Source organism: Kribbella speibonae (assembly GCF_004331375.1).
Taxonomy (GTDB): domain Bacteria; phylum Actinomycetota; class Actinomycetes; order Propionibacteriales; family Kribbellaceae; genus Kribbella; species Kribbella sindirgiensis.
This window is the reverse complement of the sequence record NZ_SJKC01000001.1, coordinates 2,003,339-2,030,223: the sequence shown is the minus strand read 5'-3', so window position 1 is coordinate 2,030,223 and position 26,885 is coordinate 2,003,339. Positions and strand designations below refer to the sequence as shown.

Here is a 26,885-nt window from a genome sequence, read left to right as displayed (position 1 = left end):
GTCCTCTGCGCCGTCCTGGTCCGGCAGGCCCGCATCCCTGGTGACGGCGTCGCCCGAGGCCAGTTTCGTCAGATTTGCACGGGTGCTCGGAGGTGGAGGCGACCGTTGTCGACGATGGCGAGGTGCCCATCGCCTGCCTCACCAGGGAGGTTGGCGACGATGGCTGGCACGTGATCTTCCCTGAGGAGGATCGCCAGATGGCAAAGGTCGGATCCACCGGCGAAGACGAATCCGGCGACGTGGCCGATGAGACGCGACAAGATCACGTAGGGCCGGTCAGCATATACGATCGGAGGGGTCGGGAGTGCGGCGATACGTTCGAGCAGGCCGGCGATGTAGCGGCTTTCGGGGACGTCGGCATCGCCCATGATCGACACAATGGGTGCGATCGACAGGCGAGTCAGGGCAGCGTCGTCCGGCAGCACCAGCAATGGTCCTCGGGCTGCCCCGCCGCTGAGCGTGCTGCCGGTCCGGCTGCTGGCCCGGCTGTTCTCGGTGGTGGAATAGTCGATGAAGTGCGGCACCTGCTCGTCGTGAACCCATTCGAGATAGGTACCTGGATACAGCTCGGTCAAGATTTGGGTGAACGCGGCAACCTGTCGCAGTTGGTCGAGGCTCCAGGGTTCCGGTGTCTCGAGTGCGTCCCAGGAGTGCTGATCGTCAAGCGGAGGCAGGTCGAGCGAGCTGGGGCTGGTCAGGCCTCGGTTGATGGCCAGCAATCCCTCGGCGGAGTGCTCCATCGTGGTCGACCGGTCAGGGTTCGCGCGGGTGACGGCGCCGGAGGCCCCGCGGATGAACGGCCGTAGCAGGATCGTGTGCCGGGTGTGTGGGTCGCCCTGCAGGTTCAGGACCGTGCTCAGGAACCGTGCCAGGTCAGTGGCGGGCAAGATGTTCTGGCGTGCGGACGGGCCGAGATCGACGATGACCTCCCCGGTCAGATGGTCCCACCACTGCGGCCGCCTGGCCGGGTCGTTGAGACCGGTTCCATTGAGGGTGATCAGCCAGCCGTCGTCGATGGTGATGTCATGCCGTGCGGCCAACCCGAAGGCCGGGCTCCGCTTGGTCGTGACACTGAGGTAGACGTCGGCACAGTCTCCGAGCGCGATATCTGGTGGAAGCTGCTCGCTGTAGTACAAGGACGTCGTGGCGAAGACCGGTCCGGTGGGTGGGGCAACGGACAGGGCAGCGGTGACTGGCCGGACCTGGAGCAGCCTCAGCCCATCCGGATGCCATGCCCATTCGATGTCGACTTCGTGACCCAGGTGGGTTCTCAGTTCGCCCGCTAAGGCAGCGATCTGGTCATACGGCGGAGGCGGGGCGGACTGGCCGGTGATGTCGTAGCGGTGGGCCGCGGTCAGACCGGAGACGAGGTGTTCACCAGTGCCGAGGGTGGCGCAGACCAGAGTTCGATCTTCTTGGGTAAACGCGACGCCTGCCAGGTCGGCATCCACCATCTGCTGGACGATAACCGCCATGCGCGGTGCTGGATCGGCGTCTCCTGCTCGGAGGCGCGCCAGGACCGCTCGCGGGCTGTAGAACGACTCCCAGCATGCGATGACCGCTTCGGCGACGTCGGCGAGTGTCGTCAGGTGCAAGTACGACTCGTATAAGCCGGCGTGGCTGCGGGCAGCGCCGTCCTCGACAAGGCTGGAGGACCTGACAGCCCACGGAGCACCGGCGGCGCACCAGCCGGCCAACGCCTTCCACAGCGCTGATGGCAACGTTAGGGACGTCAGAATCCTGGCGAGCCTGGTGTCGAGGTTGATCAGCTCGTTGCCGGCTGTGGCGGCCACCTCGTGAAACAGTTCGGCCAGTGCAGCGGTGCGGGAAGGCCCGAGTGCGTCCGCAAAGGCGCCGGCCGGAATGGCAGCGGCGTGGGGTACGGCGGTGTGCCCATCGAATCGGTCGGCCACCGCGGCGAGGTTCGCGAACTTCGCTCCGACGACCGTCATGTCGCGGCCAGCCGGGGAGTCGAGCCCGCAGAGGAGGGGGAATTGCTTCACTACCGAGTTCGTTGAGTTCACGGTTTGGTCCTCGCTGTCCAGCTCAGGGGCTGGACGCTCGGACCGCTAGTCGAGCGGTTTGGCCAGCCACTTGGTGAGAAGGGTGTCGACCTGGTCGTGCAGATCGCGCGGCGCGAGCGTTGTGGTGTCGACGCTGTAGTCCGCGCAGATCTTGTCGTAGCCCCAGGTGGCGTTGGAGTCAGGGACGATGGTGTGGTCTCCGCGGGCGTGCAGCCGCTGAGCACGCATCTCGTCGGTGCAGGTGATGTGAACGAACGCGAATCCGTCGGCCGCGAGCCTGGGGTAGTCGGTGGTCGCGTCCCGGAGGTCGTCGTTGATCACGACTCCGGTTGAGGCCTGCGTGACTCGGGCGAGGAAGTCGTCGGCCAGGTAGTCGGGGTTGATACGGCGCAGCCAGGTTGCCACGGTGCGGAGCACGTCGTTGTCGTGCTCCCACGCGCCGATCTGCTTGCCCGCAGTGGCGTAGATGTGGCTCTGGATCCGGTACAACGGTTCGGCGAGCTTGATGACCTGCACGGTGTGCCCGCGCTCCTCCAGCTCGGCCTTGAGGCTTGCAGCGACGGTGGACTTGCCGGAGCCGGCCAGCCCATAGAGTGCCAGTTTGCGCAACGGCACACCCACTGAGGATCCCCTTCTGGAAACTGGTCACGTCGGCTGCAGTCCGGCGGCAGGACGCAGCCAGGATAGCTTCGACCAGTGATCCTCCAGGCTGGCCACACCGTGGCTCGCCAGGAACTCGCGCGTGAAGGCAACCAGCTGCTCGTATTCGCTGCGCAGAAGGCTGAGATCGACCGGGCGGAGCGTGCGGGTACGGACGTACTCGACCTCGACCTGGTGCAGGGGATCAACGAGCTCAGCGCGGTCGGTGCACCTGTCGAGCATGATCGAGAAGACATGCCCGGAGGCCAGCGACTCCAGAAGGACGTTGTACCGGACCCTTCGGTATACCTCTCCCCAGGCCGGGCGTAGCCGCCAGCGGTCCGCGATCACGGCTGACAGGTCCGGGTTCGGCCCGAGCACCACTCCCTCGATCAGGACTTCGTGACGCATCTCGGCATCGGCGATGAACCTCTTGCGGCGGATGATCCAGGTGCCGTTGACGGCGGGAATGAATGCGACGTAGCCGCGCTCGGCTCGAGGCGTGGTGATCTCGAACAGGTGGTTGTCGAAGTCCCACTGCTCGAAGCCGCCGTTGTTGCCGTGTTCACAGATCCAGTCCTGCAGGCCGCCGTCGCGAACGGTGTCCAGGATGAGGGTGGTCAGACGCCACAGGTCAGGCTCGCCCTGGACGGTGAACTTGTACTCCAGTTCCTGACCGGGCAGCGCGTTGACGAACCAGCGTTGGTGGTTGACCGCCATGGGCCCGCAGGCGCGGTGACGTTCAGCCAGTTCGCTGGTCCAGGCGGTCGGGTTCGCTCCGGGCGAGTCGCCGGTCAGAGGGGAACCGGGCAGCGCGACGAACAGGACATCGTCGCCGGTGAAGGACTGCTGCGTGTACGGCGTCCACCGACCGTCGACGGGTCGGAGCAGGAACAGCGGCGCTAGGCCGCGACACTGCTCGCGCAGTGGGGCGTCGAGCGTTACGACCGCGGTGTTCGCTGCTGCGGTGAGCGCTTCCGGGCGGACACCTATGGCTGCCGTCACGGGCTCGGGACCTTGAGGTTCGTGACGAAGGCTGGCCGGCCCGGCCAGCAGAACGGATCGCTCGGCCGGGACAACGCCCGTGCTGGCTGAGCGGGACAGGATCATGGTGTCGGTCGTCATTGGTTTCCGCTTCTCGGCGTGGTGTCCGGATTGAGTTTGGTGTCGGTGAACGGGCGCAGACGCGGGGGTCAGTACGCCCGCCCACCGAGCTCGGGCGGGGCCCTCAGCTCCGCGGACAAGCGCCTCCCCCGCGCCAGGGGCACGAGTGAGCTGAGGACTCCGGATCGGGGCGGGCCTGCGCCGGGCGGGTGACGAATCCGCGTACGCGTCCTGGTGCGTTGAGGAGATCCGCCCGGACGTGGTGTGTGGCGCAGGCCCGCCGGTTCAGGGAGCTCACAGAGGCGGCGCCTCGCGGTCCGGCCCAGTCAGGCCGATACGGCTGGCCAACGTGGTTTGACGCCTCATCACGGGACTCCTGTCAGCTACGAGTTCGATGCTTCTAGGACACCGGCCCACGAGCCCCCGGACGGAGATGCGACCACTCAGAGTGCAACTGGCTTGCACAAGCTGCAAACATGGGTCACGCTCAAACTCCGCAGGATTGGATCGAGGTGACCGTTGAGTACTCCTTCCGCCTGGACCACGATGTCGGCAGTCACACAGGCAGCCGACGATGGCGACTTCGGCGCCGTTCTGCGTACAGCTCGTGTCGCCGCCGGGCTGAATCTGAAGGACGCGGCGCGGCTGGCCGGAGTCTCCGCGTCGACGCTGAGCCGGATGGAGACAAAACCCGGCCGGGCGTGGGATGTGCGCGACCTTCGCCGTCTTGCTGAGGTGTTCGGGATCCCGGAGCACCTGTTCGGACTGTCGCGCCCGATCTCCGGCCTGAGCCCCGCTAGCCTGAGCGCAGGTGTCGATGAGGATGGTGATCCGATGCGCCGACGCGACCTGCTCGCGACGACCGCCGCAGTCGTGACCGGCGCTGCAGTGCTGCCTCCGGGCCAGGCGGCCGCCGCGTACGGAATGGCCGACACCATCGAGGACGTGCTGTTCGGGCGAGCCACCGCCGCGCCCATTCCTGATCACCAACTGGCGGCGCAGCTCGCGGCGGCGCGTGCCGACTTCCGCGCCACCCGCTACAGCCAGCTGGCGCGACGCCTACCCCGGCTGCTCGCGCAAGCAGTCGCCGGCCGGGACACCGCCTCGACCAGCGAGGTCGGACTGGCGTCCACTCGACTGGCCCAGGCCTACTGCCTGGCTACGGAATTGCTGGTCAAACTGCATGATGACGGGATGGCCTGGGCCACAGCGGACCGCGCGGTCCAAGCCGCCCGCGCCGGCGACGACCCACTGACGTTGGCCGAGGCCCGGCGTTGGGCGGCCACCGTAATGCGGCGAACCCATCACCGCGATGGTGCCCAGCGGCTCATGCTCGACGCGGCAAGCCAACTGCAGACCGATACCGGCCTGACCGACACCAGCACCGCCGCTACGTACGGGCAATTACTTGCCACCGCCTCCTACACAGCCGCGCTGCGCGATGACCGTGACAGCGCCTGGGCCCTGATTGGCGAGGCCGAGGCCGCCGCACGCCGTACGCGCCTCACCAAGGACGACCGCTTCAACATGCTCGACCTGGCCGTCTACAAAATCAGCGTCTCGCGAGTTCTGGGCGACTTCGGCACAGCCGTCGATTACGCCCGCCTGGTCGACCCCGCCGGCATTACCGCCCCCGAACGTCGCGCCCGTTACTGGGAAGACACCGCCCTCGCCCTCCACGGACGCGGCAACAGGCAAGCCGCGTTTCAAGCCCTCGTCACCGCCGAACGAGACACCCCCCAAGAAGTCCGCTTCCGTCCCTGGGCGCAGCAACTGACCCGCGATCTGATGTCCGGCGACCGCATGAACAGCCTGCAGGGCGTACGAGACTTCGCCCGCCGCATCGGCACGCTCTGAACATCTGTCTGTCCTGCTACGGGCGACCGTGGTCAAGCTTCGCGTCGGGCCACCCGATATCGCTAGAGCCTTGCCGATCACGCTAGTTGGCAGTTCGCGGCCCGCCGAAGTATCTGCCTTTGCTTCGACGTGAACAGCCGCCGCCAAGAATGCGCCCTTCGCCCGCGCAACAGCTACCAACGCCGGACACGCTCCCTTCGGCGGCGGCAGCACGCCGCCGAAGGCGGCCGACGAGGCAGCCGCCGCGCAGCGGTGACCTTTGCGCGCTGGAACCAGTTACCCACGGCGTACACGTCCCGCCCAACGGCGGTAGCGCGCCGCCGGAGGCGGCCGGCAACGCAGCCGCCGCGCAGCGGTGTCCTTCTGGGCGGTCCATTAGGGGATCACCCGGACTCCTCAAGTAGGAGGCCGGGTGGGCCGGTGTACGACCTTGGGATGAACGGAAGACCGATCCGGAGGCCGATGTTTCAAGGCGTCAGCTGAAGGACTCTTGAGACATGGAAATCCTTCAGATCGCCGGAGCGGCGGCCATCGTGATCGGCATCGTGATCACGGCGCTGATCGCCATCGTTCCGTCAGTTGTGGACCGTTGAGGTCAGTCGGCCGACAGATGGACCAATAGGTCCTGCCGGGTCAGCACGCCCACCGGCTTTCCGTCGTCCAGAACCATCAGGGCGTCCCTACCTTCGAGCAGCTCGACCGCCTTCGTGACGGACTCGCCCGCACCCAGCGACGGGAGCGCCGCGTCCATGTGCTGCTCGACCATGTCGGCCAGCCGCGCCTTGCCGGAGTACAGGGCGTCCATCAGCGTCCGCTCCGACACCGCGCCGGCCACCTCGGCCGCCATCACCGGCGGCTCCGCACGGACGACGGGCATCTGCGAAACGCCGTACTCCCGGAGGATCGCGACCGCCTCGGCGATCGTCTCGTGCGGGTGGGTGTGTACCAGCGGCGGCAGGCTGCCGTCCTTGCCCGCCAGCACGTCACCGAGCGTGGTGCCCTGCTTGGTGTGCGCGAGGAAGCCGTACTGCGCCAGCCAGTCGTCGTTGAACACCTTGGTCAGGTAGCCGCGGCCGCCGTCCGGCAGCAGCACGACGATGACAGCTTCGGGGTCATCAAGTTCGTGAGCCAGCTTGATCGCGGCCGCGGCGGCCATCCCGGCCGAGCCGCCGACCAGCATGGCCTCTTCGCGGGCGAGCCGCCGGGTGAGCGCGAACGAGTCCGCGTCGGACACCTCGATAACGCGGTCGCAGATGTCGCGGTCGTACGTCTCCGGCCAGAAGTCCTCGCCGACGCCTTCGACCAGGTACGGCCGGCCAGTGCCGCCGGAGTACACCGAACCCTCCGGGTCGGCGCCGATGATCTGCACCCGGCCGCCGGAGACCTCCTTCAGGTACTTCCCGGTGCCGCTGATCGTGCCGCCGGTGCCGACGCCCGCGACGAAGTGCGTGATCTTGCCCTCGGTCTGCTCCCAGAGCTCCGGGCCGGTGGTCTCGTAGTGCGAGCGCGGGTTGTTCTGGTTCGCGTACTGGTTCGGCTTCCAGGCGCCCTCGATCTCGCGGACGAGACGGTCGGAGACGTTGTAGTACGAGTCCGGGTGCTCAGGGGCGACCGCGGTCGGGCAGACCACGACGTCGGCGCCGTACGCCTTGAGGACGTTGCGCTTGTCCTCGCTGACCTTGTCCGGGCAGACGAAGACGCACTTGTAGCCCTTCTGCTGGGCGACCATCGCCAGGCCGACGCCGGTGTTCCCGGAGGTCGGCTCGACGATCGTCCCGCCGGGCTTGAGCTCGCCGGAGGCCTCGGCGGCCTCGATCATCCGGACCGCGATCCGGTCCTTCACCGAGCCGCCCGGGTTGAAGTACTCGACCTTGGCGAGCACGAGCGGCTTGGCGCCGTCGGTCGTCTTCCCCAGCTTGACGAGCGGGGTGTTGCCGACCAGGTCCAGGAGAGAGTCTGCGTAGCGCACGATCTTTACTGTAGTGATATGCGCGCCTTTCCCCTATTTTCACTTGCGTCGGCGTAACAGCGTGTAATCCTTGTACTCATGAGTAGAGCCAGGGCAGCCAAGAAGCTGGCCCAGGCCGCAGCTTTCGGGGGCGGGGGACTCGGGCTCATCGGTGCCACGTTGTACGGCGTACTGACCGCTGAGGCCGAGTATGCGAAGCGCGTGATCGGACCGATGCGCTACTACCCGACTCCGGGCAACGGTCTGTACGGCCGGTATCCAGGACATCCGATCACGTTCGCCATGCTCGGCGACTCGAGTGCCGCGGGGTACGGCACCGACTCGCCGGACGAGACTCCCGGGGTGCTGCTCGCCTCCGGGCTCGCGGAGCTGGCCGAGCGACCGGTCCGGCTGGTCGACGTCTCCAAGACCGGGGCGAAGTCGACCGACCTCGCCGCGCAGGTGGACGCCGCACTGCAGGCCGGGCCGCATGTCGCGGTGATCCTGATCGGCGCGAACGACGTGAAGGCGAAAATGCCACCGTCGACGTCGGTCAGACTACTTTCCGCCGCGGTACGCCGGTTGCGGGCCGCGAACTGTGAAGTGGTGGTGGGGACCTGCCCCGACCTGGGCGTGATCCGGACGATCCAGCCGCCGTTGCGGTGGGTCGCCCGGTCCTGGAGCCACCGGCTGGCCGCCGCTCAGACCATCGCAGTCGTCGAAGCAGGCGGCCGTTCCGTGTCACTCGGCTCGCTGCTCGGCGAGGTGTTCCGTACCAACCCGTCGATGTGGGGCCGGGACAACTTCCACCCGTCGGCCACCGGGTACGCCGCCGCGTCGGCCGCGCTGCTGCCGTCGATGGCGGCCGCGATGGGGATCGGCACCGAGTCGTTCGTGCACCCGGAGCAGTTCCGCGGCGAGGCGATCCTGCCGATCGCGGAGGCCGCCGTGCTGGCTGCCCGCCGGGCCGGCACCGAGGTCGCCGCGACCGAGGTCGCCGGCCGGGAACGCGGCCCGCGCGGCCGCTGGGCCGCCTTGCGCCACCGCCGCCGGCACCCCAAGGCCGAGGTCGACCGCGTCGACGACCACACCGAATCCAAGGACAGCGTGCCCGTCGGTCAGTAGGTCATCGACTTGTGCGTCCGCTGAGCGGGGACTTTCATGTCGGGAGTCTTGCCTCCGGGCGGCCACGTGGTGCACAGTCGATAACTACGCGGTACCCCGATAACGGGAGGCGAAGATGGGCTTGAACCACTCCGAGGAGACGCATCAGCGTTTGGTGGAGGCCGTGCCCAGATGCACCGGACGCGCAATGACCGAGTGGTTCCAGCTGATGAACGACGGACCGTCGTTCCTGCGCTTCGACGACAGAGTGAGATGGCTAGCCGGCGAGTACGCACTCGCGCACGGGCACGCAACCGCCATCGTCCATGAGTTCGATCTGGTCAAGGCGCATCGGCGAATGGGCTGAGCCGCAAAGGAGTCGATTCGAAGACCTGCCCTTTCAGGTGGAGGGGCAGGTCTTTCACGTTCCGATGAGGATCTCGTTGCCCTCCGGATCGGCCACCAGGTAAGGGTTGTCGGACAACACCTGCCCACCCGCCGACAACGCCGTTCGCACCCGTTGCGCCACCGCGTCCTCCGGTACGGCGAGCTCGAAGCGGATCCGATTTCGTTGCTGCCGAGGCTCTTCCAGCTGCTGGAAGAACAGCACCGGGTTCAAGCGCCGCGGGTCGTAGATGTCGCTCAGAAACTGCCGCTCGTCCTCCACGTAGCCCAGCAGCGCGACCCAAAACGCCCGAACCGCCGGTACATCGATCGCGTCGATCCCGAACTGCACGAACCGCAGGGGTGTGGGGTCCGCGCGCAGCCCGAGCTCCTTCGCCGCGTCCTCGATCCGCGTGGCCAGCGCGACGAACTTCGGGTCCGCGCCGTCGGCGTCCTCCCACCGGTCCTTCCCGCTGTCGATCACGACGCCCTCCGCCCGTACGTCGATCATCAGCGGAACACCCGCGGCATCGGCCAGCTCGGCCACCTTGATCGCCAGTTGCGCCGGTGCGGAGGTCGGGTAGAACGTCATCGCGGCGAAGAGCGCCAGCCAGTCGGTCGTCCCCGGCAGCGGGTCGCCCGGTACCAGGTCGACCTCGTTCCCCTCGTCGTCGGGCAGCATCACGCCGTACGCCCCGGACGGCTCCCGGCCCGTCACCGCGCGCGCCTCGTCGACCGCCGTCGCCGGCCGGACCACGTCGACGTGGATGCGGTTCCGCAGCGGTCGGGGCTCCGCTAGGCGCCGTACGGCGAACTTCGGGTCCCGGCGTAGGAGGTCCGGGCCGAGAACGGTGTCCCAGAACGGCTGCACCGCGGCCGGATCTGCCGCCTCGATCACGACGTCGAGGGTCTGGTCACCGGCCGGGTTCTCGGTCAGGCCGAGCTCCGCGGCGGCGAGCTGGGCTTCTTCGGTGGCCCGTACCCGGACGCCGGTCGAGCGGATGTCGACGTCGGGCATTCCGTGCTGCGCGAGGCGTTCGGCGAGCGCGGCGCCGGCGGCGTGCGAAGGAGCGTCGTACCAGGTCATGGGTACACCGTAGAACCAGAAGCGGACGAACTACGTCCGGAAAAGCCGGAAGGGCCGGCCCACCTGGACCGGCCCTTCCGTTGACTTGCTGGTGTGTCAGTCGCCACCGCGGAGGATCGCGAGGATCCGCAGGATGTTCCAGTACAGCCAGACCAGGGTGACGGTCAGGCCGAACGCGGCCCGCCAGGCCTCGTTCTGCGGGGCGCCCTGGCGGACGCCCTGCTCGATCATGTCGAAGTCGAGGATCAGGTTGAACACCGCGAGACCGGCGCCGAGCGCGGCGAACAGCAGCCCCATCGGGCCCATCCCGCTGATGCCGGTGCTGACCCCGAAGAAGCTCAGGACCAGGTTGACCAGCAGCACGCCGGCGAAGCCCGCCGTACCGATGACCACCATCTTGGTGAACTTCGGCGTCACCTTGATCGCGAAGTACTTGTACGTCGCCAGCGTCAGACCGGCCGTCACCATCGTGGCCAGCACGGCCTGCACGACGATGGCGTTGTCATTGACCAAGGCGGCGATGAACTTGCTGCCGATCCCGAGGAACACACCCTCGGCGACCGCGTACAGCATCAGCAGCGCCGGGTTCACCTTGCGGGAGAACGACAGCACCATGGCGAGCGCGAACCCGACCAGCGCGCCGGCCAGGAACACCGGCGTGACCAGCGTCGCCGGGACCATCCACCAGGCCAGGGCGGCGGCCGCCACGACCACGGCCAGGGTGATCGCGGTCTTGACGATCACGTCGTCCAGCGTCATGGGGCGGCTCGAGGCCGGAGCGCCCTGGTACTGCTGCTGCGGCGGCATACCCGATCCGCCGTAGCCGTAGGGGCTCTGCTGCTGACCGTACGGAGCGGCCCCCGGATAGGCCTGGCCGTGGCCAGGCGCGAACGCACTCGACCGGTTCAGCACCGGGTTACTGCTCTGCATCTCTTCCTCCTGATGACCCACATCCGGGGCCGTATCGAGATACTACGGTCCCACCCTTAACAACATCTGAGAATCCATCAACCATTCCGCACCGAAACCACCGGAAAATGCCGGAAAGCCACGAATTCAATCGGCCACCGATGCAATTCCCGGCTGTGCCGCCCGCAACCACCGAAGCCGCTCGGACCCACGCGGCTCGGCCCCGGCCCACAACCACCGCAGAACGCCGGCCGGCTTCAGCGGACGGTACATGTGCCGCAGCCCTACGGCCATCGCGCGGGCGCCGAGAATCGGCACGAGCCGGCCGTCCAGGCGCCGGATGAACCAGCGGCTGAGGATCGCCGAAGCGACGATGTTCAGCAGCACCAGCAGCGCCATCACGACCGACACTCCCACCAGGTATCCCCACTGCACCGTCGCCAACAGAGCCAGTAGACCGCCAACCACCACCTGGACCCGCTTGTACCAGCGGCGATGCTGCGGAAGGCCAAGCCGGTACGCGAGCAGGGCCTGGGCGATCGCGAGGTCACGAGCCTCGACGCACCACTGCTCGGCGTCGGACCTGAGGAGCAACTCGGGCGCGACTGTTCCTGGCTGCACCTTGGCCGGAAGGGTGCGCGGCGAACACTCGACCCGGGTGATCGCGGGCATCGGACACCCGGCGGCCGTTGCCAGCTCGCCGACGCGGAGGAAGAGTTCCTGGTCGTTCACACGCGGATCATCGTCGTGGCGGCGTACGCGTTACACGGGACCGGTCGGGCGGCGTCGTGCCTGTATGGGCAGGCACGACGCCGGGGCCGGCGGCCACCCAGGACGTGTTGCTCCCGCAGGCCGGTCAGAGGTGGGGATAGGTGGGTTCTTGGGTGCTGAGGGCGGCGCCTACCTGGTCGGCGAGGGCTACGGCTACCAGGCGTTGTTCGAGGTCGGGGCGGGCGATGCGGGTGGCGGCGGTCAGGAGGAAGCTGCCGCGGTGCTCGCCGGCGTGCTGGACAGGGAGCTCGATCTCGGCGTTCGTCGGGAGACCGTCGCGTTCGACCTTCAGGACATGGGATCCGCGGGTGACCGAGCCGTCCGGGTTCAGCCGCGGCGCGTCGACCCGCTTGCTCGCGGCAACGAACTTCGCGCCGTCGATCCCCAGTACGGCGGTCAGCTCGGCACGCACCTGCTCGATCAGGTCGTCGGTCGACCCGCCGGCCGCGACTGCCTGCGAGGTGGTGATCACACCGTCCAGGTACCCGGCCCGCCGAGATGCCTTGGCTTGTTGCCCGCGGCCCCAGATCGCGATCTGCGTGACGGCGATTCCGATCACCAGCAGCAGTACGGCCTGCTCGACGTCGTTGCTGCTGTTGATCGTGAAGCTGTCGTACGGCACGGTCAGGAAGAAGTCGAACCACACCGCGCTCGACACCGCCGCGACCACCCCGGCCAGCCGGATCCCGAACACGGCCACCGCCACGATCACGACAACCAGCAGCAACGCCGCGTTCGCGTTGTCGAAGTGCTCCCGAAACGGCGTCAGCAACGCACACACCGCCGGAGGCGCCAACAGCGAGGCAACCAGCACCGGAGTTCGATAGTTCTCCACCCCTCCATTGATGCGCACCACCCCACCCCGGATCAACAGTTCTCACAAAGGTCTGACACCGAAAACCCGGTGCTCGACCACGGACAGTGCACCTAGGTTGAGACCCATGCACCGCATCCGACCAGCAACCGACGCGGACGCCGCGCTGCTTGCGGAGGTGGCTTTCGCGGCTACCAGTGGCCAGGGCCGGATGCCGGCCGATGTCGACGAGACGGCCTGGCGCACCGAGTTCGAAGGGTGGAGCCGCGAGTCCGTCGCCGACCCCACCACGGACCTGGCCGTGGTCGAGGTCGACGGCCGCGGCGCGGGACGGCTGCGGGTGAGTCGTACGGCGGATTCCGTCGAGCTGAACGGCATCCAGCTGCACCCTGACGTCCAGAACCGCGGAGTCGGTACGGCGATCATCACCACGCTCAAGTCCGAGGCCGCGCGCCGCGACGTACCGCTGCGGCTGCACGTCGAGCGGGACAACCCGAACGCGCGGCGGCTCTACGACCGCCTCGGCTTCATCCGGACCGGCGGGGACGACAAGGAGGACATCATGGAGTGGTCGAAGGCCGCGGAGCAGAATCGGTTGTGGAACGCGGACGTTGCGCAGCGGTACGACACGCCGGGTGTCGGGATGTTCTCGGAGGACGTTCTCGGGCCGACTGTGGAGCGGTTGGCAGGGCTCGCGGGCGGTGGGCGGGCGCTCGAGTTCGCGATCGGCACCGGGCGGGTCGCCGTACCCCTGTCGGAGTACGGCGTGCCGGTGAGCGGGATCGAGTTCTCGGACGCGATGCTCGAACAGCTGCGGACGAAGGCCGACGCGGACAGCATCCCGGTCGTCACCGGCGACATGGCCACGGCGCGGGTTCCGGGTGAGTTCACCCTCGTCTACCTGGTCTTCAACACGATCGCGAACCTGCTCACCCAGGAAGAGCAGGTCGCCTGCTTCCGGAACGCCGCCCGCCACCTCTCCCCCGGCGGCCGCTTCGTGATCGAGCTCTGGGTCCCCGAACTACGCCGCCTCCCACCCGGCACCCCCGCCACCGTCGGCACCGCCGATCCCGGCTACATCCTGCTGGACACGTACGACGTACTGAGACAGCACGTCGTCTCCCACCACTTCCACTTCAACGAAGGCACCGAAGCCCAGCTCTTCCGTACCCCACACCGCTACATCTGGCCCGCCGAACTCGACCTGATGGCCCAACTGGCCGGCTTCACCCTCGAATCCCGCCACGCCGACTGGACCACCACCGAGTTCACCGCCGACTCCCCCTCCCACGTCTCGGTCTACCGCCTGCCCTCCTGAGCTTGCGGTTGTGCGTCAGGGGTGGTGGGTACCGCCTGCGGGATCCACCATGAGGGGATGGAGGCTCCCTCGGGTGGGGGATGTTCGGTGGGTGAGATCACTCGCGAGAGGGTTTGTGAAATCTTTCACGAGCGTTTAGCGTTGAAGTGAACATCAAGTCTGAGAACCCACTCAGGGAGAGTGAATCGCATGACAGCCCAGGTGCCGCACATCCTCATCGTCGGAGGCGGTTACGTCGGGATGTACACCGCGTACGGCCTGCGCCGGGCCGCCCGTCAGGGGCGGATCCGGGTGACCGTGGTCGACCCGCGGTCGGTGATGACCTACCAGCCGTTCCTGCCGGAAGCCGCGGCCGGTTCGGTGGAGCCGCGGCACGTCGTGGTGCCGCTGCGTAAGACGCTCAAGGGCTGCCGGGTGGTGACCGGCCGCGTGACGGGGATCGATCACGCGCACAAGGTCGCCAAGGTGATGCCCGAGGAGGGCCCGGAGTACGAACTCGCCTACGACCAGGTCGTGGTCGCGCTCGGCTCGATCGCCCGCACGCTGCCCATCCCCGGCCTGGCCGAGGAAGCCACCGGATTCAAGAACGTCGAAGAGGCCATCGCGCTGCGTAACAAGGTCCTGGACCGGCTCGACGTCGCGTCGTCGCAGCCCGACCCGGTGCTGCGCAAGTCCGCGCTGACCTTCGTCTTCGTCGGCGGCGGGTACGCCGGTGTGGAGGCGTTCGCCGAGCTCGAGGACATGGCCCGCTACGCCACCCGCTACTACGACAACATCAAGCCCGAGGACATGCGCTGGGTCCTGGTCGAGGCCACCAACCGGATCCTGCCCGAGGTCGGCACGGATCTCGGCAAGTACACCGTGGACCAGCTCCGCAAGCGCAACATGGACATCCGGCTCGAGACCCGGCTGGAGTCCTGCGAGAAGGGCCACGTGATCCTCAGCGACGGCGAGGAGTTCGACGCCGACACGATCGTCTGGACGGCCGGCGTGAAGGCCAACCCGGCGCTCGCCGCGACCGACTTCCCGCTGGACGAGAAGGGCCGGGTCAAGACGCTGCCGAACCTGCGGATCGAGGGTGTCGAGGACGCCTGGACCGCCGGCGACAACGCCGCCGTACCGGACCTGACCAGCGAGACCGGTGCGTACTGCGCCCCGAACGCGCAGCACGCCGTACGGCAGGCCAACCGGCTCGCCGCGAACATCCTGCGCGTCGTCGACGGTCAGCCGCCGCAGGACTACAAGCACAAGTACGTCGGCTCGGTCGCGAGCCTCGGCCTGCACAAGGGCGTCGCCCAGCTGTACGGCGTGAAGGTGAAGGGCTGGCTGGCCTGGTTCCTGCACCGGACCTACCACGTGTCCCGCGTGCCTACCCTGAACCGGAAGGCCCGCGTCATCCTCGACTGGACCCTGGCGCTGTTCTTCCGCCGCGAGGTCACCAGCCTCGGCAGCCTGCAGACGCCGAACGAGGAGTTCCGCCGGGCCACCCAGTCGTAGCCCCTCACCGATCGGCCGGGCCTCCAACTCGCCGGGGGCCCGGCCTTCTCTTCGCGGTCGCGCTCTGCCACGCTGTGCTCGATTGTCTGGAGGGGACATGAGCAAAGCGAGGCTGCCACCGCGCTGGTTCATCCGCGCTGCCTGGCAAGTGCACCGGGGGATCTACAGGACCAGCGGCCGGGGTCTCTCCCAACCGCGGGGCGACCGGTACGGGATGTTGCGGCTCACGGTCATCGGCCGCCGGACCGGCGAGCCGCGGAGCGTGATTCTCGGGTACTTCGAGGACGGGCCGAACCTGGTCACGCTCGCGATGAACGGATGGGGCGCACCGGAGCCCGCCTGGTGGCTGAACCTGCTGGCCAACCCGGACGCCGACGCGATCCTCACCGACGGGCAACGCCCGGTCCGCGGCCGCGCCGCCGAGGGCGAGGAACGTCAGCGCCTCTGGGCCCGCTGGCAGGAGATCGACAAGAACCTCGACGAGTACGCCGCTCGCCGCCCGCGAACGACCGCCGTGGTGGTACTCGAACCGCGCTAAAGCGTGCCGAAGACCAGGTCGCAGCATGCAGGTGATCACACGGAGAGTGCCTTGGCGCGCGGAGGCAGAGGCTTTGATGTGGCTTAGTCCTGCCCTCCAATCCCCCCGAGTCACTGGCCAATGACGTGCTCCGCCACCACTTCGGCCCAGAAACTCAGGCCAGCGGCTGCAGGACCCCCTTGCCCAGCTGTCTAGGCAGATTTCGCATATCTCCCCCCACTCGCGAGATATGTCGATGTCCCGAATGCTCAGGGCAGGAGGCGCGATCCGGGCACGCGGCTCGGGCGACCGGTATGCATCGCAACAGGACGCGTCACTGTTACAAGAAGTAACGAATCGGGCCAGTCAACCGTTTGAACCCGACTGAACACTATGCGCGACATCACAGGTCGATGTATACATGCTGCCTCGGCTGGGGGCAGATGGGTGGGGACTCTTCGAGGCGCCCCTGGCCACGAGGGGGAATTGCTGTGCGCAAACTATTCTATTTGGCTGATGCGATCGCCTGTGGGCTCTTCCTGTTTGGAGCTACCAGCCATAAGCCACTATGGCTCCTGCTCTCTGGCTTCGGATTTGCTACGATCTGGGCGTCGTTTCGGATCTGGCAACTCAGTGTCATCAGGCCTGTATCCAGTGATCCGTGCGAACCGTCGACAGAGGAACCGCAGCTAACCGAGCGCATCGAATCGATTCTGGACAAGAGTCACGACCTCGAACTCTCGGCGGTACAACTCACCACGTTCGCCTACCTTCTCCTCTATCCGGAGAACACACGTCGCCGGATCAAGGAATCGATGGATCTTCGTGAGCAACTGATCACGAAGTCCGCGTCAGCCGAGATAAACCGCGAACTGAACGACAACGGAGACACTAAGCTTGAGAAGCGCCTGGACGACGACGACGGTCCGCTGTACGTTCCCATAATGCGACCGCTGAAGAAGCGGCTAATTACTGGACTGTCAGTGCATGATAAGTCAGGGTCGGCTATAGCCACGCTCAGTCACGAAGAATCTTTGGTATTCCTGACTCGCTTGCTCCTCAAGCTCTTCGCGGAGACTTTCGATACGTCGTCTGACTACCGTTCGTGGAGCTTCAAAGAAGGCGTAGTCTTCATGGCAGTTATGGAGGCGGTACTTCAGATCCCTCAGGACGAGACCACCGACTCGGCGTCGCGCCAGAGCAGACGCGGCGAGGCCACCAACGGTCTCCGCTCTCTCGTCACCGCAAAAGAACTCCGGATCGCCGACGCCGACTCATTCGAACGGTTGTGCGCTGTGGTCCGACTCTTGGCTCTCAACTACGTGATCATCGCTGAACACCCCTCGGAGCACAGGTTCCTTGTGCGCTATTCGTACCGTGTACCGAAGCGGCCAATTCACCGCGGCAAGGATGTGAGTTTCTGGGCGCACATGAAGGGGTGGACGCGCGCGCTGATACGCAGTGACGCTGCATATCTTCAGGTGCCGGTAAACAAGGCCAAGCGCTGCGACAGCTATCACCTCGTACTGACCGCGCCGAACGGGACTCATTTTGCGCGAGCAATCTTGAAAGATGAGCGCGGGAAGTCTGTTGCAAAGCTGTCTCAGCGACAGTTCAGCTTGGGATCGGCTTATTTTCGCCTAGGGGAACGCGGTTACCAGGAAGCCCATTTCTACAGCCGTCAACTCTGGAAGTCACCAAACGCGGCATACTTGGATGTGCGCATTCAGGAGACACCTCCCGGACGGCTCGGCCGCGCCGCACTGGTCGCGGCATTTGCTCTGTTCCTTGCATACGTGGTGGGACTTTCTTCGCAGTCGAAGGCTCCAGAGGATTTGAATCTCGACTTCGCCGCTGTTCTGGCGGCCGGGATCCCTTCGGCCCTAGCCGTGCTCGCCTTCGTTCTCGGTTCGACTGCCGAGGACAGCAGGGTTATCGCGATCTTTGCTGTACCAAGCGCCGTCGTGACCGCTGTGGTCGCGCTCATCGGCTCTGCCCTGTTGATGTTCCCGGCCCACATCACCGACGCAGACAAAATTCGCGCATCTTTCGACTTCTTCGGAGTCTACGCAGTGGGATGGCTTCTCCTGTGCAGCGCCGCGACAGTCAACCTCGCGATCACGGTGTGCGCGCTCATCGTCCGCCTCGTGCGCCACGACAAGTTGAGGCGGCGAACTGCGGCATCCCTTGACGTCGAAGCTCTCGTCAGCCGATGATGACGGTCCGGAGCGGATTGGAAGTGGTGAGTGATGTCCTCCCTTCCCGTTAACCCTGCATGGAAGCCGCGATTGCATCAGCGGTCGGCCCAAAAGGACACGATTGACGGTCTCGTGCTCGAACTTCCGGCCGATGAACCGGTGGATATCCCGCTCGATGCCGATGCGTTCATCCGTGTATGGCCAGAATTGCTGGACCGTTGGGGCACCGACATCGCAACCGATCCAGACCCCGCGCAGCGGGCCGAGCCGAGTCAGATCGGTGTCTGGCTGGCCCACATGCGGGAGGTCCGCGCGCAACTCGACGTAACCTCTCACGATCCGGCGTTCGACGACCAACCGGGCGACCCCGGAGCCTAGAACTCGCGTTCGCGGGGACAAGGTCCGATGCGCCAGGCGGTGACCCTCGAAGCTCCGGGCCGAGCCGCCAACGCGGACTGCCCTCCTGTCTCGGCCAGAAGCTAGGGGCGGCATTGCCGACGGTCACGCTACGTGGGGCAAACCACCGCTGCCGTGATCCGCCGCACATAGGACGCGCGGACTTCGGAGGCATGCACTAGTCGTGCAGGAGGCCGGCGTCGTGGACGAGGAGGGCGATCTGGACGCGGTTGTTCAGGTCGAGTTTCGTGAGGATGCGGGAGACGTGGGTCTTCACGGTCGGGACGCTGAGGTAGAGCGTCGCGCTGATCTCGGCGTTCGACTTCCCCTCGCCGACGGCGACGGCGATCTCCCGTTCGCGGTCGTTCAGGTCCGCGAGGCGGGCAGCGGCCTTGGTCTTGCGGTCGTTCTGGCCGGAGTCCGCGACGCGGGTGATGAGGCGTTTGGTGACGGCCGGTGAGAGAACGGGATGCCCGGCCGCGATCCGGCGTACCGACTCGACGATCTCGGCGGGCGGGGTGTCCTTCAGGATGAACCCGGCGGCTCCGGCGCGGAGAGCGCGCAGTACGTGCTCGTCGGCGTCGAAGGTGGTGAGGATGACGACCTCGGGTGCGCCCGAGCGACGGCGTACCGCTTCCGTCGCGGTGAGGCCGTCGGTGCCGGGCATCCGGATGTCCATCAGGATCACGTCCGGCGCGAGCCGATCGATCAGACCCTGTACGCCGGACCCGTCGCCGGCCTCCCCGACCACCCGGATGTCCTCGGCGCCGCCCAGCATCAACTTCAGCCCGGCCCGCAACAGTGGATCGTCGTCGACGATCAGAACCCGAATGGTCATGCGGGCCACGGTAGCCAGGCGAACAGGCGGAAGTCGCCTTCGGGGGTGCGGCCGTGTTCGACGCGGCCTTCGACCAGGGCGGCGCGTTCGCTGAGGCCCTTCAAACCTTGGCCGTCTCCGCGCCGGCGGTTCGGGGCCGGATTCCGCAGCTCGACGGACAATCCGTTGCCTGGGGCACCGGTCACGCTGATCGTCACCGGCTCACCCGGCGCGTGCTTGACCGCGTTCGTCAGCCCCTCCTGCACGATCCGGTACGCCGTACGCCCGACGTGCTCCGGCATCGCACCCGGCGCGTCGAGCGTGAGATCCACCGGAATCCCGGCGTCCCGCGAACCCTCGACCAGCGCGGACAGGTCGGCGAACGCGGGCTGCGGAAGCTCGCCCACCGGCGCCCGCAGTACGCCGATCACCTCGCGGAGATCCTGCAGCGCCTGGTGCGCGCTCGCACGGATGATCTCGGCGGCGCCCGCGACCTCGGCGGTGGACGCGTCCGGGCGGTACGCCAGCGCACCGGCGTGCACGCTGAGCAGCGACAGCCGATGCCCGAGTACGTCGTGCATCTCGCGGGCGATCTCCTCCCGCGCCCGGAGCTGCGCCTGCTCGGCCTGCAGCGTCGCGACCGTCTCCGCCCGATCCGCGCGGTCCCGCAGCGTCTGCAGAAGTTGCCGCCGGGACCGGATGTAGAACCCCCAGCCGGCCATGGCCAGGTACAGGGTCATGCCGATGACGAGCTGCGTCTTCCAGTCCTCCTTGTGCCGCACCTGGAGATAGACGAGCGTGGCGGCGAAGTTCACCGCGAAGACCCAGATCGAGGTGCGCCACGGCTTGTGGACGGCGACGGTCATGATCAGCACCAGGGTCGGCCCGGCCGCGGCATCGGAGTACACCGAGACCGCGGCCGCGAGAAGCGCCAACGGCACCGCCCAGCGGCGCCGGAACCACAGGGTCAGGCACAGCAGCATCCCCGACCAGAAGTCGATCGCGAGCAGCAGGTGCGGCACCGGGTCGCCCTCACCCTCGCTGTAGGCGAGCAGCGAGACCATGATCGCCAGTACGAACGACACGCTGTCCACAAGCCAGTTACCGGCGGTACGACGTGGCGCGCTCATGTCTTGAATGTAGCGGTGTGTAAGCGGTCTCCGGGGCGGGTGCGGGTGTCCGGATACCGAAGTCGGTGCGATCAGGTACTTAGGTCGGCGGTAGGTTGCCGGGCATGAGTCAGCTCGCAGTCACCGTCATCGGCCCGGACCGCCCGGGAATCATCGCCGACGTCACCGAGGCCCTGGCCGGTACCGGGGTCAACCTCGAGGACTCGACCATGACGCTGCTGCGCGGCCATTTCGCGATGATGATCGTCTGCGCCGGACCGTTCGACCCCGTCAAGGCGGCGCTCGAACCGCTGCGCGGCGAGCTGGTCATCACGGTCCGCAAGATGGGTCCCGAACACGAGCACGCGCCGATCGGGGCGCCGTACATGCTCAGCGTCCACGGCGCGGACCGGCCGGGGATCGTGGCGGCGGTGACGCGGATGATCGCGGCCGCCGGAGGCACGATCACGGACCTGGCGACGCGGCTGAGTGGCGGGCTGTACGTGCTGACCGCCGAGGTCGAGCTGCCGCCGACCGCCGAGCTGGAGACGCTGGACCGGGCACTCGAGATCACCGCCGAGGAACTCGGAGTGGGCGTCACGCTGCGCCCGGCCGAGAGCGACGAACTGTGATCACTGACTGGTCCCCTGCCCGGTTGGACGTCGCAGGCAATGTTGTGGAGGTCGTCCACGCGCCACACCCGGTGCTCGCGACGGAGGGCGCTCCCGTTGATCCGCTCGATCCGGAGATGATCCAGCTCGCCGCGGACCTGGTGGCGACCATGCGGGTCTCCCCCGGATGCGTCGGTCTCGCGGCGCCGCAGGTGGGCGTGGCGGCACAGATGTTCTCGCTCGACGTGACCGGTCACCCCAAGACACGTACCTGCCACGGCGTCTTCGTCCTGTGCAACGCCGTCGTCGTCGAAGCCTCGCGCAACGAGAAGGCTCGCGAGGGGTGCATGTCGGTCCCCGACTTCACCGGCGACGTCAAACGCGCCACCCGGCTGACGGTCACCGGCATCCTCCCCGGTACGACGGACCAGGTCACGATCACCACCGACGCCTTCGAGGCCCGCGCCCTCCAGCACGAGATAGACCACTGCAACGGCAAGCTCTTCCTCGACCGGGTAGCCGGCGCCCACGCCGTGTACCCCCGAAAGGTCTACCAGTAACGAGTACTCTCATCCCCGAGCCTCAAGGCGTGTCTGACGGTTCCGCGCCGTAGCGAGGAGGTGCTCGGTGCGGTAGCTCGGCGTGCGGGGGCGAAGGTCTCGATGCGGAGCATCGTGGCCTTTGCACCCGTGCGGCGAGGTGCCGTGCCGAGTGCCCCGCAGTAGGCGCGGTACCGTCAGACACGCCTTAGGCCCGGGTGGCGGAACGGCAGACGCAGCGAGCTTAAACCTCGCGGCCCTAACAGGCATACGGGTTCGAATCCCGTCCCGGGCACCTTGATCTGACCTGCATAGATAGGCGGTCAGTAATATAAGCCAGAGCTTCGTGAGCCTGGTGATGGTTGCACCGGCGGTTGCAGTTGCCCTCTGAATCACGCCCACAGAGCCTTTCCGATCTTCGCCGCCGCGTCCTCGGCGAGCTTGCTCGTCACATGCGTGTAGCGCTTGGTCACAGCCAAGGTGGAGTGCCCGAGGATCTCCTGCACGACGCGGATGTCTACGCCCTGCTCCGGCAGCAGCGTCGCGGCCGTGTGCCGTGCATCATGAGGACGGGCATCCCGAAGGCCGGCCGCCTGAAGCATGCTCTTGAACTCGGCCCAGTCGCGCCGCGGATTGATCGGTCGCCCGGTCGGTCCGGCAAAGACCAAGTCCCAGTCTTCCCACAACTCCCCCGCCGCGAGTCGTTCCGCCGACTGTGCTGCCTTCTGAGCGCGCAGCTGTGGAATTAGCTCCTCCGGTAGTGCGCTCCATCTGGTCTTCCCGCCCTTCGGCGGCCTGAACTCCCATTCGCCGCCCTGTCTTTCTGGGCAGTACCGAGCATGCTTTGCGCATCCGGCCTTGCAGTTCTTCGTGTGCCGACTCTTCGCGGACGAGTCTCTCATGAGGCTGATGTGGCGATGACTACTTCACCGATCCAATCGTCGCCTGCTCCTCTGTTTTCGCCTCACCTCTTTCCTTGCGCAATATCGTGATGAATAAGTTCATCGCATCCAGTTTTTCTCGCAACTGAGGGTCGAGTATAAAGAGGATTGAAGTAACAAGCCATACGACAGATACACCCAGCAGCCATGGTTGCGCAATTTCCGGCAGGCCGACGGTATAGTTCAATATTATTACGGAAGTGAGCGGCAGGATCGCAATTATGGACAACTTCCCCGTACGCCAGATGCGCCCGCGAAGTCCCAATGGTGTCGGTGGTGGCGGTGGTGAAACCCAAGGTAGCTGGCGCAAATTTCCACTGGCGAGGGCGATAATGTACCTAACCAGAGACTTGTTGATTACCGTCGCGGAGTTGATGGTCGGTGCAATTAATTCGCACTTTATGGCTCTCAGCGAGGCTGCGACGCCTGCGCTCCTCTGCGCAACCCACTTCTCAGACTCACCATCCAATGCCGGCACGGAGTGACGGAAATCCCCATGCAACCCACGCGCCGCCGCCTCGATAAGCTGAACATAGTATTTCCGATCCCAAGCGTTTGATCGCCAGCCTTCTCGTCCTACACCGTAAATAACATCGAGAAGGGTATCCACAATCCAAGCATGCGGCTCGTCGCGTCGCAGTTCACCAAGTCGTAATGCTTGATGCCACTGAGGCGCAGCGAGAGATGCGCAAGCAACGGCCAAGGATGCCGATCCAAAAGCTAGAGAAAGACCAAAGAGAGTTAACCATGGAGCAGTGAACGCCGAATAGTAAGTCCGCGCCGCTACAAGGATTCCACCGATGGTCAACGTGGTTACGATGCCCACCGCTAGTGCCACGTTTTCCCGAGCCATCCACCAGTGGCAGCGCCAAATCATGTCCGCAGTCGCCGCGGCAACGGCCAGGGAAGCAGCGGCCACGAAGATCTGCTCGACGACTCCAGGGTTCATCAGTATCCGACCGGAAACATGAAAGGCAAGCGCCGCAGAAATCGGGATATATATCAGCCGCCAAGCCCATCTAAACAAGCGGTCAAGGCGACCGGACAATCCTGACACTGTTAGCCGACGCCAGTTCAGCCATTCCACGTTGGCACGTACCTGAGACGAGTCGAACCCGCTGAGAGGAAGATCGTCAAATAACATTGACGGAGCAAGCCACCGCCGCCATGTCCCAATCGATTCATCCTCGCGTTTGACAGCCCTTGCAACGAAAGTCTCGAACCAACCTGCACGAATCCGACAGCTTACCTTTCGCAAAGTTTCTTTGTATGCGCCACGGTAGGCCAAGTATGCATGCGCTGATAATCCGAGGCGCTTGTAGAAGTGACCACAACTTGCGCGCACGAGCACATCGTCCGACCGACTAGCATCCAACTCGGCGATCAGGTCGAGAGCTTGACGAAACCGACGAAGCTCAACCAGCAAATCTATGAAGTCCGATACAAGCCTTGGATAATCCGGCGCGGAAACCCGCCCCTCATTCATGTGTGCGAGACTCTGTGCGGGATCACCCTCTGCCCGGGCAATGAGAGCGAGGAGCCTCATGCGTTCCGCGCGTGGATTGTCGCCGCGATCGTATGCTTCGGATTCGACCCAATCTCGTGCAGCCTCGAAGCGACCCTGGCGGATTAGTTCTATGACCTTTGAATGTCTTGCGGCCTCGGCCTCCTCGTCGGCGTCGGTATCTTCTGGCTTCATCGGCGATGTTGGCACATACAGAGAGTGGGACCTAGCCCGGCAAGACCGCAAGTGACCAGGGCTTGCAGATCGGGCCTGTCTGCACCGCTGTGTGCTCCACTGCCCTTCTGACAAGTTTCTCTACGTCTTCAAGACGGGCCCCTCCAGGGCCCGAAAGCGCGCCGCCACCACAGGGCGGGACGCCTGCCCGCCACTCCGCTTCGCTGCGCTCTGGGCGCGTCCCTTGGCTTGGCGCACACGTGCCAACAGGGTGCCGAGTCGAAGACAGCACAACTCGCCATCAACTAGCCCGGCATCCTGTCAGTAGCACCATTCACCGAAAAGGCCGGCTACCGCTTCCGCCCGGCACGTACGCCTGTCCGTGGGTTCCCACATCGCCCCGCTAGCAATCGTGGAAGGGACGGCCCGGCACGGCTCGCGTCAAGGGCGCCTACGGCGTCCCTCCGGGGAGGACTGCCCGCGCTCCTACGGCTGGCACTTGTCCCGTGGTTTTGCCGGTGCCTCCTGGCAGAACACTTGTAGCAGAGCGTTGTAGGCGCCGGAGAAGCCCGACTCGGAGACATCTCGAAACTCCAACTCACCCATGTTGGAGTCCGGTAGCCAAGCGGCCAGCTCCCTGGCTCGTTCCCAGCCGTCGTCGCTTCCATAGACATAGACCTGGTTTATCTGGCCCTGAAATTCAGATCGCAGTTTGAGGAAGGCCGCGATCTCAGGCGAGTTGCCAGTGAGTCGAGCTCGCTTGTCCGGAGGCAGGCTTGCAATGGTTTGGTTGGTTTCGAGCGTCTGGCTGTGATACCGGTCGGCGACGTCCAGAAATGCTGCATACACCTCTGCACGCTTGGCGCGAGCATCCTTGTCCAGATCGGCATGCAGTTGCAGGGTCGTCACACCTAAGCTTGCCAACGCGCCAATAAATGCACCGAAAAGGGCGGATCCGGCACTGATAAAGCCGATCTTGTAGTCGCGGTTCTTATCCTCCCTCGCCTTCTTCGGTGAAGTCAGGGAAGACGCGAGCGCCGTCGTCTCTCGAATCAACACAGAAAATCGAATCAACACGAAGAGCATCACGGCTACAGCCGCAGAGATTCCGACGATGAGCCACAACATTTTTGGGCCTTCTGGTGGTAACGAGCCGGGAGACGTTGTTTTGGGCCAACCATGCTCTTGACACGTAGGTGTCAGATGCAAGCCGGGCAAGGCTACCGTTAATCTGCCCGCCACGACGGTAAGCAGACGTTTGAATGAATCTCGGGCCAGCCCCGCGGAATGCGGGGCATCCGACTGCCGGAGCCAAGGCTGACCAGCGCCCGGATCGGGCCATCTGTGCGACTGATACCACGTGGTTGCAGCTCCGGTTGCAGTTCGGTCGCGTTCGGTCTGGTCCGGTCGGGTTGCTCAGGCGAGTGGCTAAGGCGTCGTGAACTCTCGCGGATCGCTCCGGACGGTGACAAGTCGAACTTAAACCTCGCGGCCGAAAGGCATACGGGTTCGAATCCCGTCCTGGGCACAAACAGCCCCCCCGTCCTCCGCGCGCGCTTACTTCGTCGCTCCGCTCCTCAGCGCGCCCACTCCGGGCGCTCCCACCCACCCCCGGCTCAGCGCCGTACCTCTAGCTGCCGGCTGGCGCCGGCGGGTTGCGGGCTGGCGCCCGCGATCGACTGCACTGTGACGCGCCAGCTCGTGATGAGTGAGACCCCCCAGGGGTGGCCATCCACGCGGGCTGCTCGCACATGGCACGCACTCTGCAGACCCGCCCGCGTTGCAGGACTGGTCGTTCCGTTGCCGGATGCCGGTTTCGACGTCGCGAGCACCCGAGGTATCTGGGTGTGCCGCCTAGTGCCGGTCTTCGATGCGAGGCATGCCGCGTGAACAAATTTTCCGGCGGCAGTGAATCACCGGATCACCTTGCCTGCTCTGTGAGAGCACAGCTATCGGGGGGAGAACCCAATGTCTCAGCAGTATCCGCAACAGCAGCAGCCGTACCCACAGCAACCGCGGGCGCCGCGGAAGCGGCACCCGGTCCGCAATATTCTGCTCGTCACCACCGGGGTCTTCGTGCTCCTGGTCGGTGGCTGCACGGCGATCGTGGCCGGCATGGGCGGCGACAACGCCACCAAGCTGTCCGCAGGCGCGAACTCGAGCACGTCGCCGGTCGACAACGGTCCGACTCCGGACCCGGTGGTGACGCCGAAGAACAAGCCGACCCCGCCCGCAGTCACGAAGACGACCGTGCCGCCGAAGCCGACCGTGGCTGAAAGCAATGAGGTCACCAAGCCCGCGATGACCGCTGGCCAGGAGCAGGCGATCGGCAAGGCTGAGGACTACCTCAGCTTCACGGCGTTCAGCCGCAAGGGCCTCATCCGTCAGTTGTCGTCGGAGGCAGGTGAGGGCTTCTCGGTGGCGGATGCGACGTTTGCCGCCGATCACGTGAAGGTGGACTGGAACGAGCAGGCCGCGAAGAAGGCGAAGGAGTACTTGCAGATGACGCACTTCTCGCGCAAGGGCCTGATCAACCAGCTGGAGTCGAGCGCTGGAGAGGGCTTCACTCACGCACAGGCGGTGTACGGCGTAACCAAGGCTGGCTTGTAGCGCGATCGTCGCT

The 26,885-nt window shown here is 65.9% G+C and carries 24 protein-coding genes and 1 tRNA gene; 12 read left to right on the top strand and 13 right to left on the bottom strand.

The window, feature by feature from the left end; all coding sequences use genetic code 11:
* Positions 1-68: 68 nt before the first annotated feature.
* The 3 genes from E0H92_RS10240 to E0H92_RS10230 are packed head-to-tail and all read right to left on the bottom strand — an operon-like array spanning position 69 to position 3,788.
* The gene (locus tag E0H92_RS10240) at positions 69-2,024 is read right to left on the bottom strand and encodes a PEP/pyruvate-binding domain-containing protein (RefSeq protein ID WP_131496063.1); all 1,956 of its coding nucleotides are present in this window, start codon (positions 2,022-2,024) and stop codon (positions 69-71) included.
* A 45-nt stretch (positions 2,025-2,069) separates the two neighbouring features.
* Positions 2,070-2,633 carry an AAA family ATPase gene (locus tag E0H92_RS10235; RefSeq protein ID WP_165549736.1) on the bottom strand — a complete coding sequence of 188 codons (564 nt, stop codon included), beginning with the start codon at positions 2,631-2,633 and terminating at the stop codon, positions 2,070-2,072.
* Positions 2,634-2,669: 36 nt separating this feature from the next.
* A complete protein-coding gene (locus tag E0H92_RS10230; RefSeq protein ID WP_131496061.1) occupies positions 2,670-3,788 on the bottom strand; it encodes a hypothetical protein in 1,119 nt (372 codons plus the stop codon).
* 498 nt (positions 3,789-4,286) lie between these two features.
* Between E0H92_RS10230 and E0H92_RS10225 the strand changes: the two genes are divergently transcribed.
* A complete protein-coding gene (locus tag E0H92_RS10225; RefSeq protein ID WP_202873564.1) occupies positions 4,287-5,624 on the top strand; it encodes a helix-turn-helix domain-containing protein in 1,338 nt (445 codons plus the stop codon).
* Positions 5,625-6,219: 595 nt separating this feature from the next.
* Here the strand turns inward: E0H92_RS10225 and E0H92_RS10220 are convergent.
* On the bottom strand, positions 6,220-7,593 hold the full coding sequence (locus tag E0H92_RS10220; protein WP_131468173.1) for a cystathionine beta-synthase: 1,374 nt from the start codon (positions 7,591-7,593) through the stop codon (positions 6,220-6,222).
* A 78-nt stretch (positions 7,594-7,671) separates the two neighbouring features.
* On the opposite strand from E0H92_RS10220, the gene E0H92_RS10215 reads away from it, so the two are divergent.
* Positions 7,672-8,697: an SGNH/GDSL hydrolase family protein gene (locus E0H92_RS10215; protein WP_131468175.1), complete on the top strand. Its 1,026-nt coding sequence runs from the start codon at positions 7,672-7,674 to the stop codon at positions 8,695-8,697.
* Positions 8,698-8,812: 115 nt separating this feature from the next.
* The gene (locus E0H92_RS10210; protein ID WP_130384213.1) at positions 8,813-9,043 is read left to right on the top strand and encodes a DUF4287 domain-containing protein; all 231 of its coding nucleotides are present in this window, start codon (positions 8,813-8,815) and stop codon (positions 9,041-9,043) included.
* Between the two features lie 54 nt (positions 9,044-9,097).
* Here the strand turns inward: E0H92_RS10210 and E0H92_RS10205 are convergent, their stop codons facing one another.
* The 4 genes from E0H92_RS10205 to E0H92_RS10190 form a co-directional block, all read right to left on the bottom strand.
* A complete protein-coding gene (locus E0H92_RS10205) occupies positions 9,098-10,147 on the bottom strand; it encodes a VOC family protein (protein ID WP_131496060.1) in 1,050 nt (349 codons plus the stop codon).
* A 96-nt stretch (positions 10,148-10,243) separates the two neighbouring features.
* The gene (locus E0H92_RS10200) at positions 10,244-11,077 is read right to left on the bottom strand and encodes a Bax inhibitor-1/YccA family protein (RefSeq protein WP_131496059.1); all 834 of its coding nucleotides are present in this window, start codon (positions 11,075-11,077) and stop codon (positions 10,244-10,246) included.
* Positions 11,078-11,203: 126 nt separating this feature from the next.
* Complete coding sequence (locus E0H92_RS10195) at positions 11,204-11,788, bottom strand: hypothetical protein (RefSeq protein WP_131496058.1); 585 nt, start codon at positions 11,786-11,788, stop codon at positions 11,204-11,206.
* A 124-nt stretch (positions 11,789-11,912) separates the two neighbouring features.
* The gene (locus E0H92_RS10190; protein ID WP_131496057.1) at positions 11,913-12,662 is read right to left on the bottom strand and encodes a DUF4118 domain-containing protein; all 750 of its coding nucleotides are present in this window, start codon (positions 12,660-12,662) and stop codon (positions 11,913-11,915) included.
* Between the two features lie 106 nt (positions 12,663-12,768).
* On the opposite strand from E0H92_RS10190, the gene E0H92_RS10185 reads away from it, so the two are divergent.
* The 5 genes from E0H92_RS10185 (at position 12,769) to E0H92_RS10165 (ending at position 18,549) form a co-directional block, all read left to right on the top strand.
* Positions 12,769-13,959 (top strand): GNAT family N-acetyltransferase, encoded by a 1,191-nt coding sequence (locus tag E0H92_RS10185; protein WP_165549735.1) that lies wholly within the window; start codon positions 12,769-12,771, stop codon positions 13,957-13,959.
* A gap of 189 nt (positions 13,960-14,148) precedes the next feature.
* Positions 14,149-15,456 carry an NAD(P)/FAD-dependent oxidoreductase gene (locus E0H92_RS10180; protein ID WP_131468187.1) on the top strand — a complete coding sequence of 436 codons (1,308 nt, stop codon included), beginning with the start codon at positions 14,149-14,151 and terminating at the stop codon, positions 15,454-15,456.
* A gap of 97 nt (positions 15,457-15,553) precedes the next feature.
* Positions 15,554-15,994: a nitroreductase/quinone reductase family protein gene (locus E0H92_RS10175; protein WP_131496055.1), complete on the top strand. Its 441-nt coding sequence runs from the start codon at positions 15,554-15,556 to the stop codon at positions 15,992-15,994.
* A 488-nt stretch (positions 15,995-16,482) separates the two neighbouring features.
* On the top strand, positions 16,483-18,189 hold the full coding sequence (locus E0H92_RS10170) for a hypothetical protein (protein WP_131496054.1): 1,707 nt from the start codon (positions 16,483-16,485) through the stop codon (positions 18,187-18,189).
* A 114-nt stretch (positions 18,190-18,303) separates the two neighbouring features.
* The gene (locus E0H92_RS10165) at positions 18,304-18,549 is read left to right on the top strand and encodes a hypothetical protein (RefSeq protein ID WP_131496053.1); all 246 of its coding nucleotides are present in this window, start codon (positions 18,304-18,306) and stop codon (positions 18,547-18,549) included.
* Between the two features lie 196 nt (positions 18,550-18,745).
* Here the strand turns inward: E0H92_RS10165 and E0H92_RS10160 are convergent, their stop codons facing one another.
* Both E0H92_RS10160 and E0H92_RS10155 read right to left on the bottom strand, forming a co-directional pair.
* Positions 18,746-19,405, bottom strand: a complete 660-nt coding sequence (locus E0H92_RS10160) for a response regulator (RefSeq protein ID WP_130384221.1) — start codon at positions 19,403-19,405, stop codon at positions 18,746-18,748.
* Positions 19,402-20,514 (bottom strand): sensor histidine kinase, encoded by a 1,113-nt coding sequence (locus tag E0H92_RS10155; RefSeq protein ID WP_131496052.1) that lies wholly within the window; start codon positions 20,512-20,514, stop codon positions 19,402-19,404. The genes E0H92_RS10160 and E0H92_RS10155 overlap by 4 nt, the downstream gene beginning before the upstream one ends.
* A gap of 104 nt (positions 20,515-20,618) precedes the next feature.
* On the opposite strand from E0H92_RS10155, the gene E0H92_RS10150 reads away from it, so the two are divergent.
* The 3 genes from E0H92_RS10150 to E0H92_RS10140 all read left to right on the top strand — a co-directional run bounded on the left by E0H92_RS10150 (position 20,619) and on the right by E0H92_RS10140 (position 21,938).
* Positions 20,619-21,125, top strand: a complete 507-nt coding sequence (locus E0H92_RS10150; protein WP_131496051.1) for a glycine cleavage system transcriptional repressor — start codon at positions 20,619-20,621, stop codon at positions 21,123-21,125.
* Between the two features lie 23 nt (positions 21,126-21,148).
* Positions 21,149-21,664: a peptide deformylase gene (gene def / locus E0H92_RS10145; protein ID WP_238173363.1), complete on the top strand. Its 516-nt coding sequence runs from the start codon at positions 21,149-21,151 to the stop codon at positions 21,662-21,664.
* Between the two features lie 191 nt (positions 21,665-21,855).
* Positions 21,856-21,938 (top strand) — tRNA-Leu (locus E0H92_RS10140).
* Between the two features lie 97 nt (positions 21,939-22,035).
* On the opposite strand, the gene E0H92_RS10135 is transcribed toward E0H92_RS10140, so the two are convergent.
* The 3 genes from E0H92_RS10135 to E0H92_RS10125 form a co-directional block, all read right to left on the bottom strand.
* Positions 22,036-22,545, bottom strand: a complete 510-nt coding sequence (locus E0H92_RS10135) for a tyrosine-type recombinase/integrase (RefSeq protein ID WP_131468198.1) — start codon at positions 22,543-22,545, stop codon at positions 22,036-22,038.
* A 19-nt stretch (positions 22,546-22,564) separates the two neighbouring features.
* Positions 22,565-24,298: a tetratricopeptide repeat protein gene (locus E0H92_RS10130; protein ID WP_131468200.1), complete on the bottom strand. Its 1,734-nt coding sequence runs from the start codon at positions 24,296-24,298 to the stop codon at positions 22,565-22,567.
* Positions 24,299-24,748: 450 nt separating this feature from the next.
* Positions 24,749-25,390 carry a hypothetical protein gene (locus E0H92_RS10125; protein WP_131468202.1) on the bottom strand — a complete coding sequence of 214 codons (642 nt, stop codon included), beginning with the start codon at positions 25,388-25,390 and terminating at the stop codon, positions 24,749-24,751.
* Positions 25,391-26,230: 840 nt separating this feature from the next.
* Between E0H92_RS10125 and E0H92_RS10120 the strand changes: the two genes are divergently transcribed.
* Positions 26,231-26,872 carry an Ltp family lipoprotein gene (locus tag E0H92_RS10120; RefSeq protein ID WP_202873563.1) on the top strand — a complete coding sequence of 214 codons (642 nt, stop codon included), beginning with the start codon at positions 26,231-26,233 and terminating at the stop codon, positions 26,870-26,872.
* Positions 26,873-26,885: the final 13 nt, after the last annotated feature.

Bases quoted from the DNA above. Each gene is read 5' to 3' on its own strand.
- E0H92_RS10230 (WP_131496061.1), bottom strand. From the start codon at position 3,788: ATGACGACCGACACCATGATCCTGTCCCGCTCAGCCAGCACGGGCGTT.
- E0H92_RS10215 (WP_131468175.1), top strand. From the start codon at position 7,672: ATGAGTAGAGCCAGGGCAGCCAAGAAGCTGGCCCAGGCCGCAGCTTTC.
- E0H92_RS10210 (WP_130384213.1), top strand. From the start codon at position 8,813: ATGGGCTTGAACCACTCCGAGGAGACGCATCAGCGTTTGGTGGAGGCC.
- E0H92_RS10205 (WP_131496060.1), bottom strand. From the start codon at position 10,147: ATGACCTGGTACGACGCTCCTTCGCACGCCGCCGGCGCCGCGCTCGCC.
- E0H92_RS10200 (WP_131496059.1), bottom strand. From the start codon at position 11,077: ATGCAGAGCAGTAACCCGGTGCTGAACCGGTCGAGTGCGTTCGCGCCT.
- E0H92_RS10185 (WP_165549735.1), top strand. From the start codon at position 12,769: ATGCACCGCATCCGACCAGCAACCGACGCGGACGCCGCGCTGCTTGCG.
- E0H92_RS10180 (WP_131468187.1), top strand. From the start codon at position 14,149: ATGACAGCCCAGGTGCCGCACATCCTCATCGTCGGAGGCGGTTACGTC.
- E0H92_RS10175 (WP_131496055.1), top strand. From the start codon at position 15,554: ATGAGCAAAGCGAGGCTGCCACCGCGCTGGTTCATCCGCGCTGCCTGG.
- E0H92_RS10160 (WP_130384221.1), bottom strand. From the start codon at position 19,405: ATGACCATTCGGGTTCTGATCGTCGACGACGATCCACTGTTGCGGGCC.
- E0H92_RS10155 (WP_131496052.1), bottom strand. From the start codon at position 20,514: ATGAGCGCGCCACGTCGTACCGCCGGTAACTGGCTTGTGGACAGCGTG.
- E0H92_RS10150 (WP_131496051.1), top strand. From the start codon at position 20,619: ATGAGTCAGCTCGCAGTCACCGTCATCGGCCCGGACCGCCCGGGAATC.
- E0H92_RS10135 (WP_131468198.1), bottom strand. From the start codon at position 22,545: ATGAGAGACTCGTCCGCGAAGAGTCGGCACACGAAGAACTGCAAGGCC.
- E0H92_RS10125 (WP_131468202.1), bottom strand. From the start codon at position 25,390: ATGTTGTGGCTCATCGTCGGAATCTCTGCGGCTGTAGCCGTGATGCTC.
- E0H92_RS10120 (WP_202873563.1), top strand. From the start codon at position 26,231: ATGTCTCAGCAGTATCCGCAACAGCAGCAGCCGTACCCACAGCAACCG.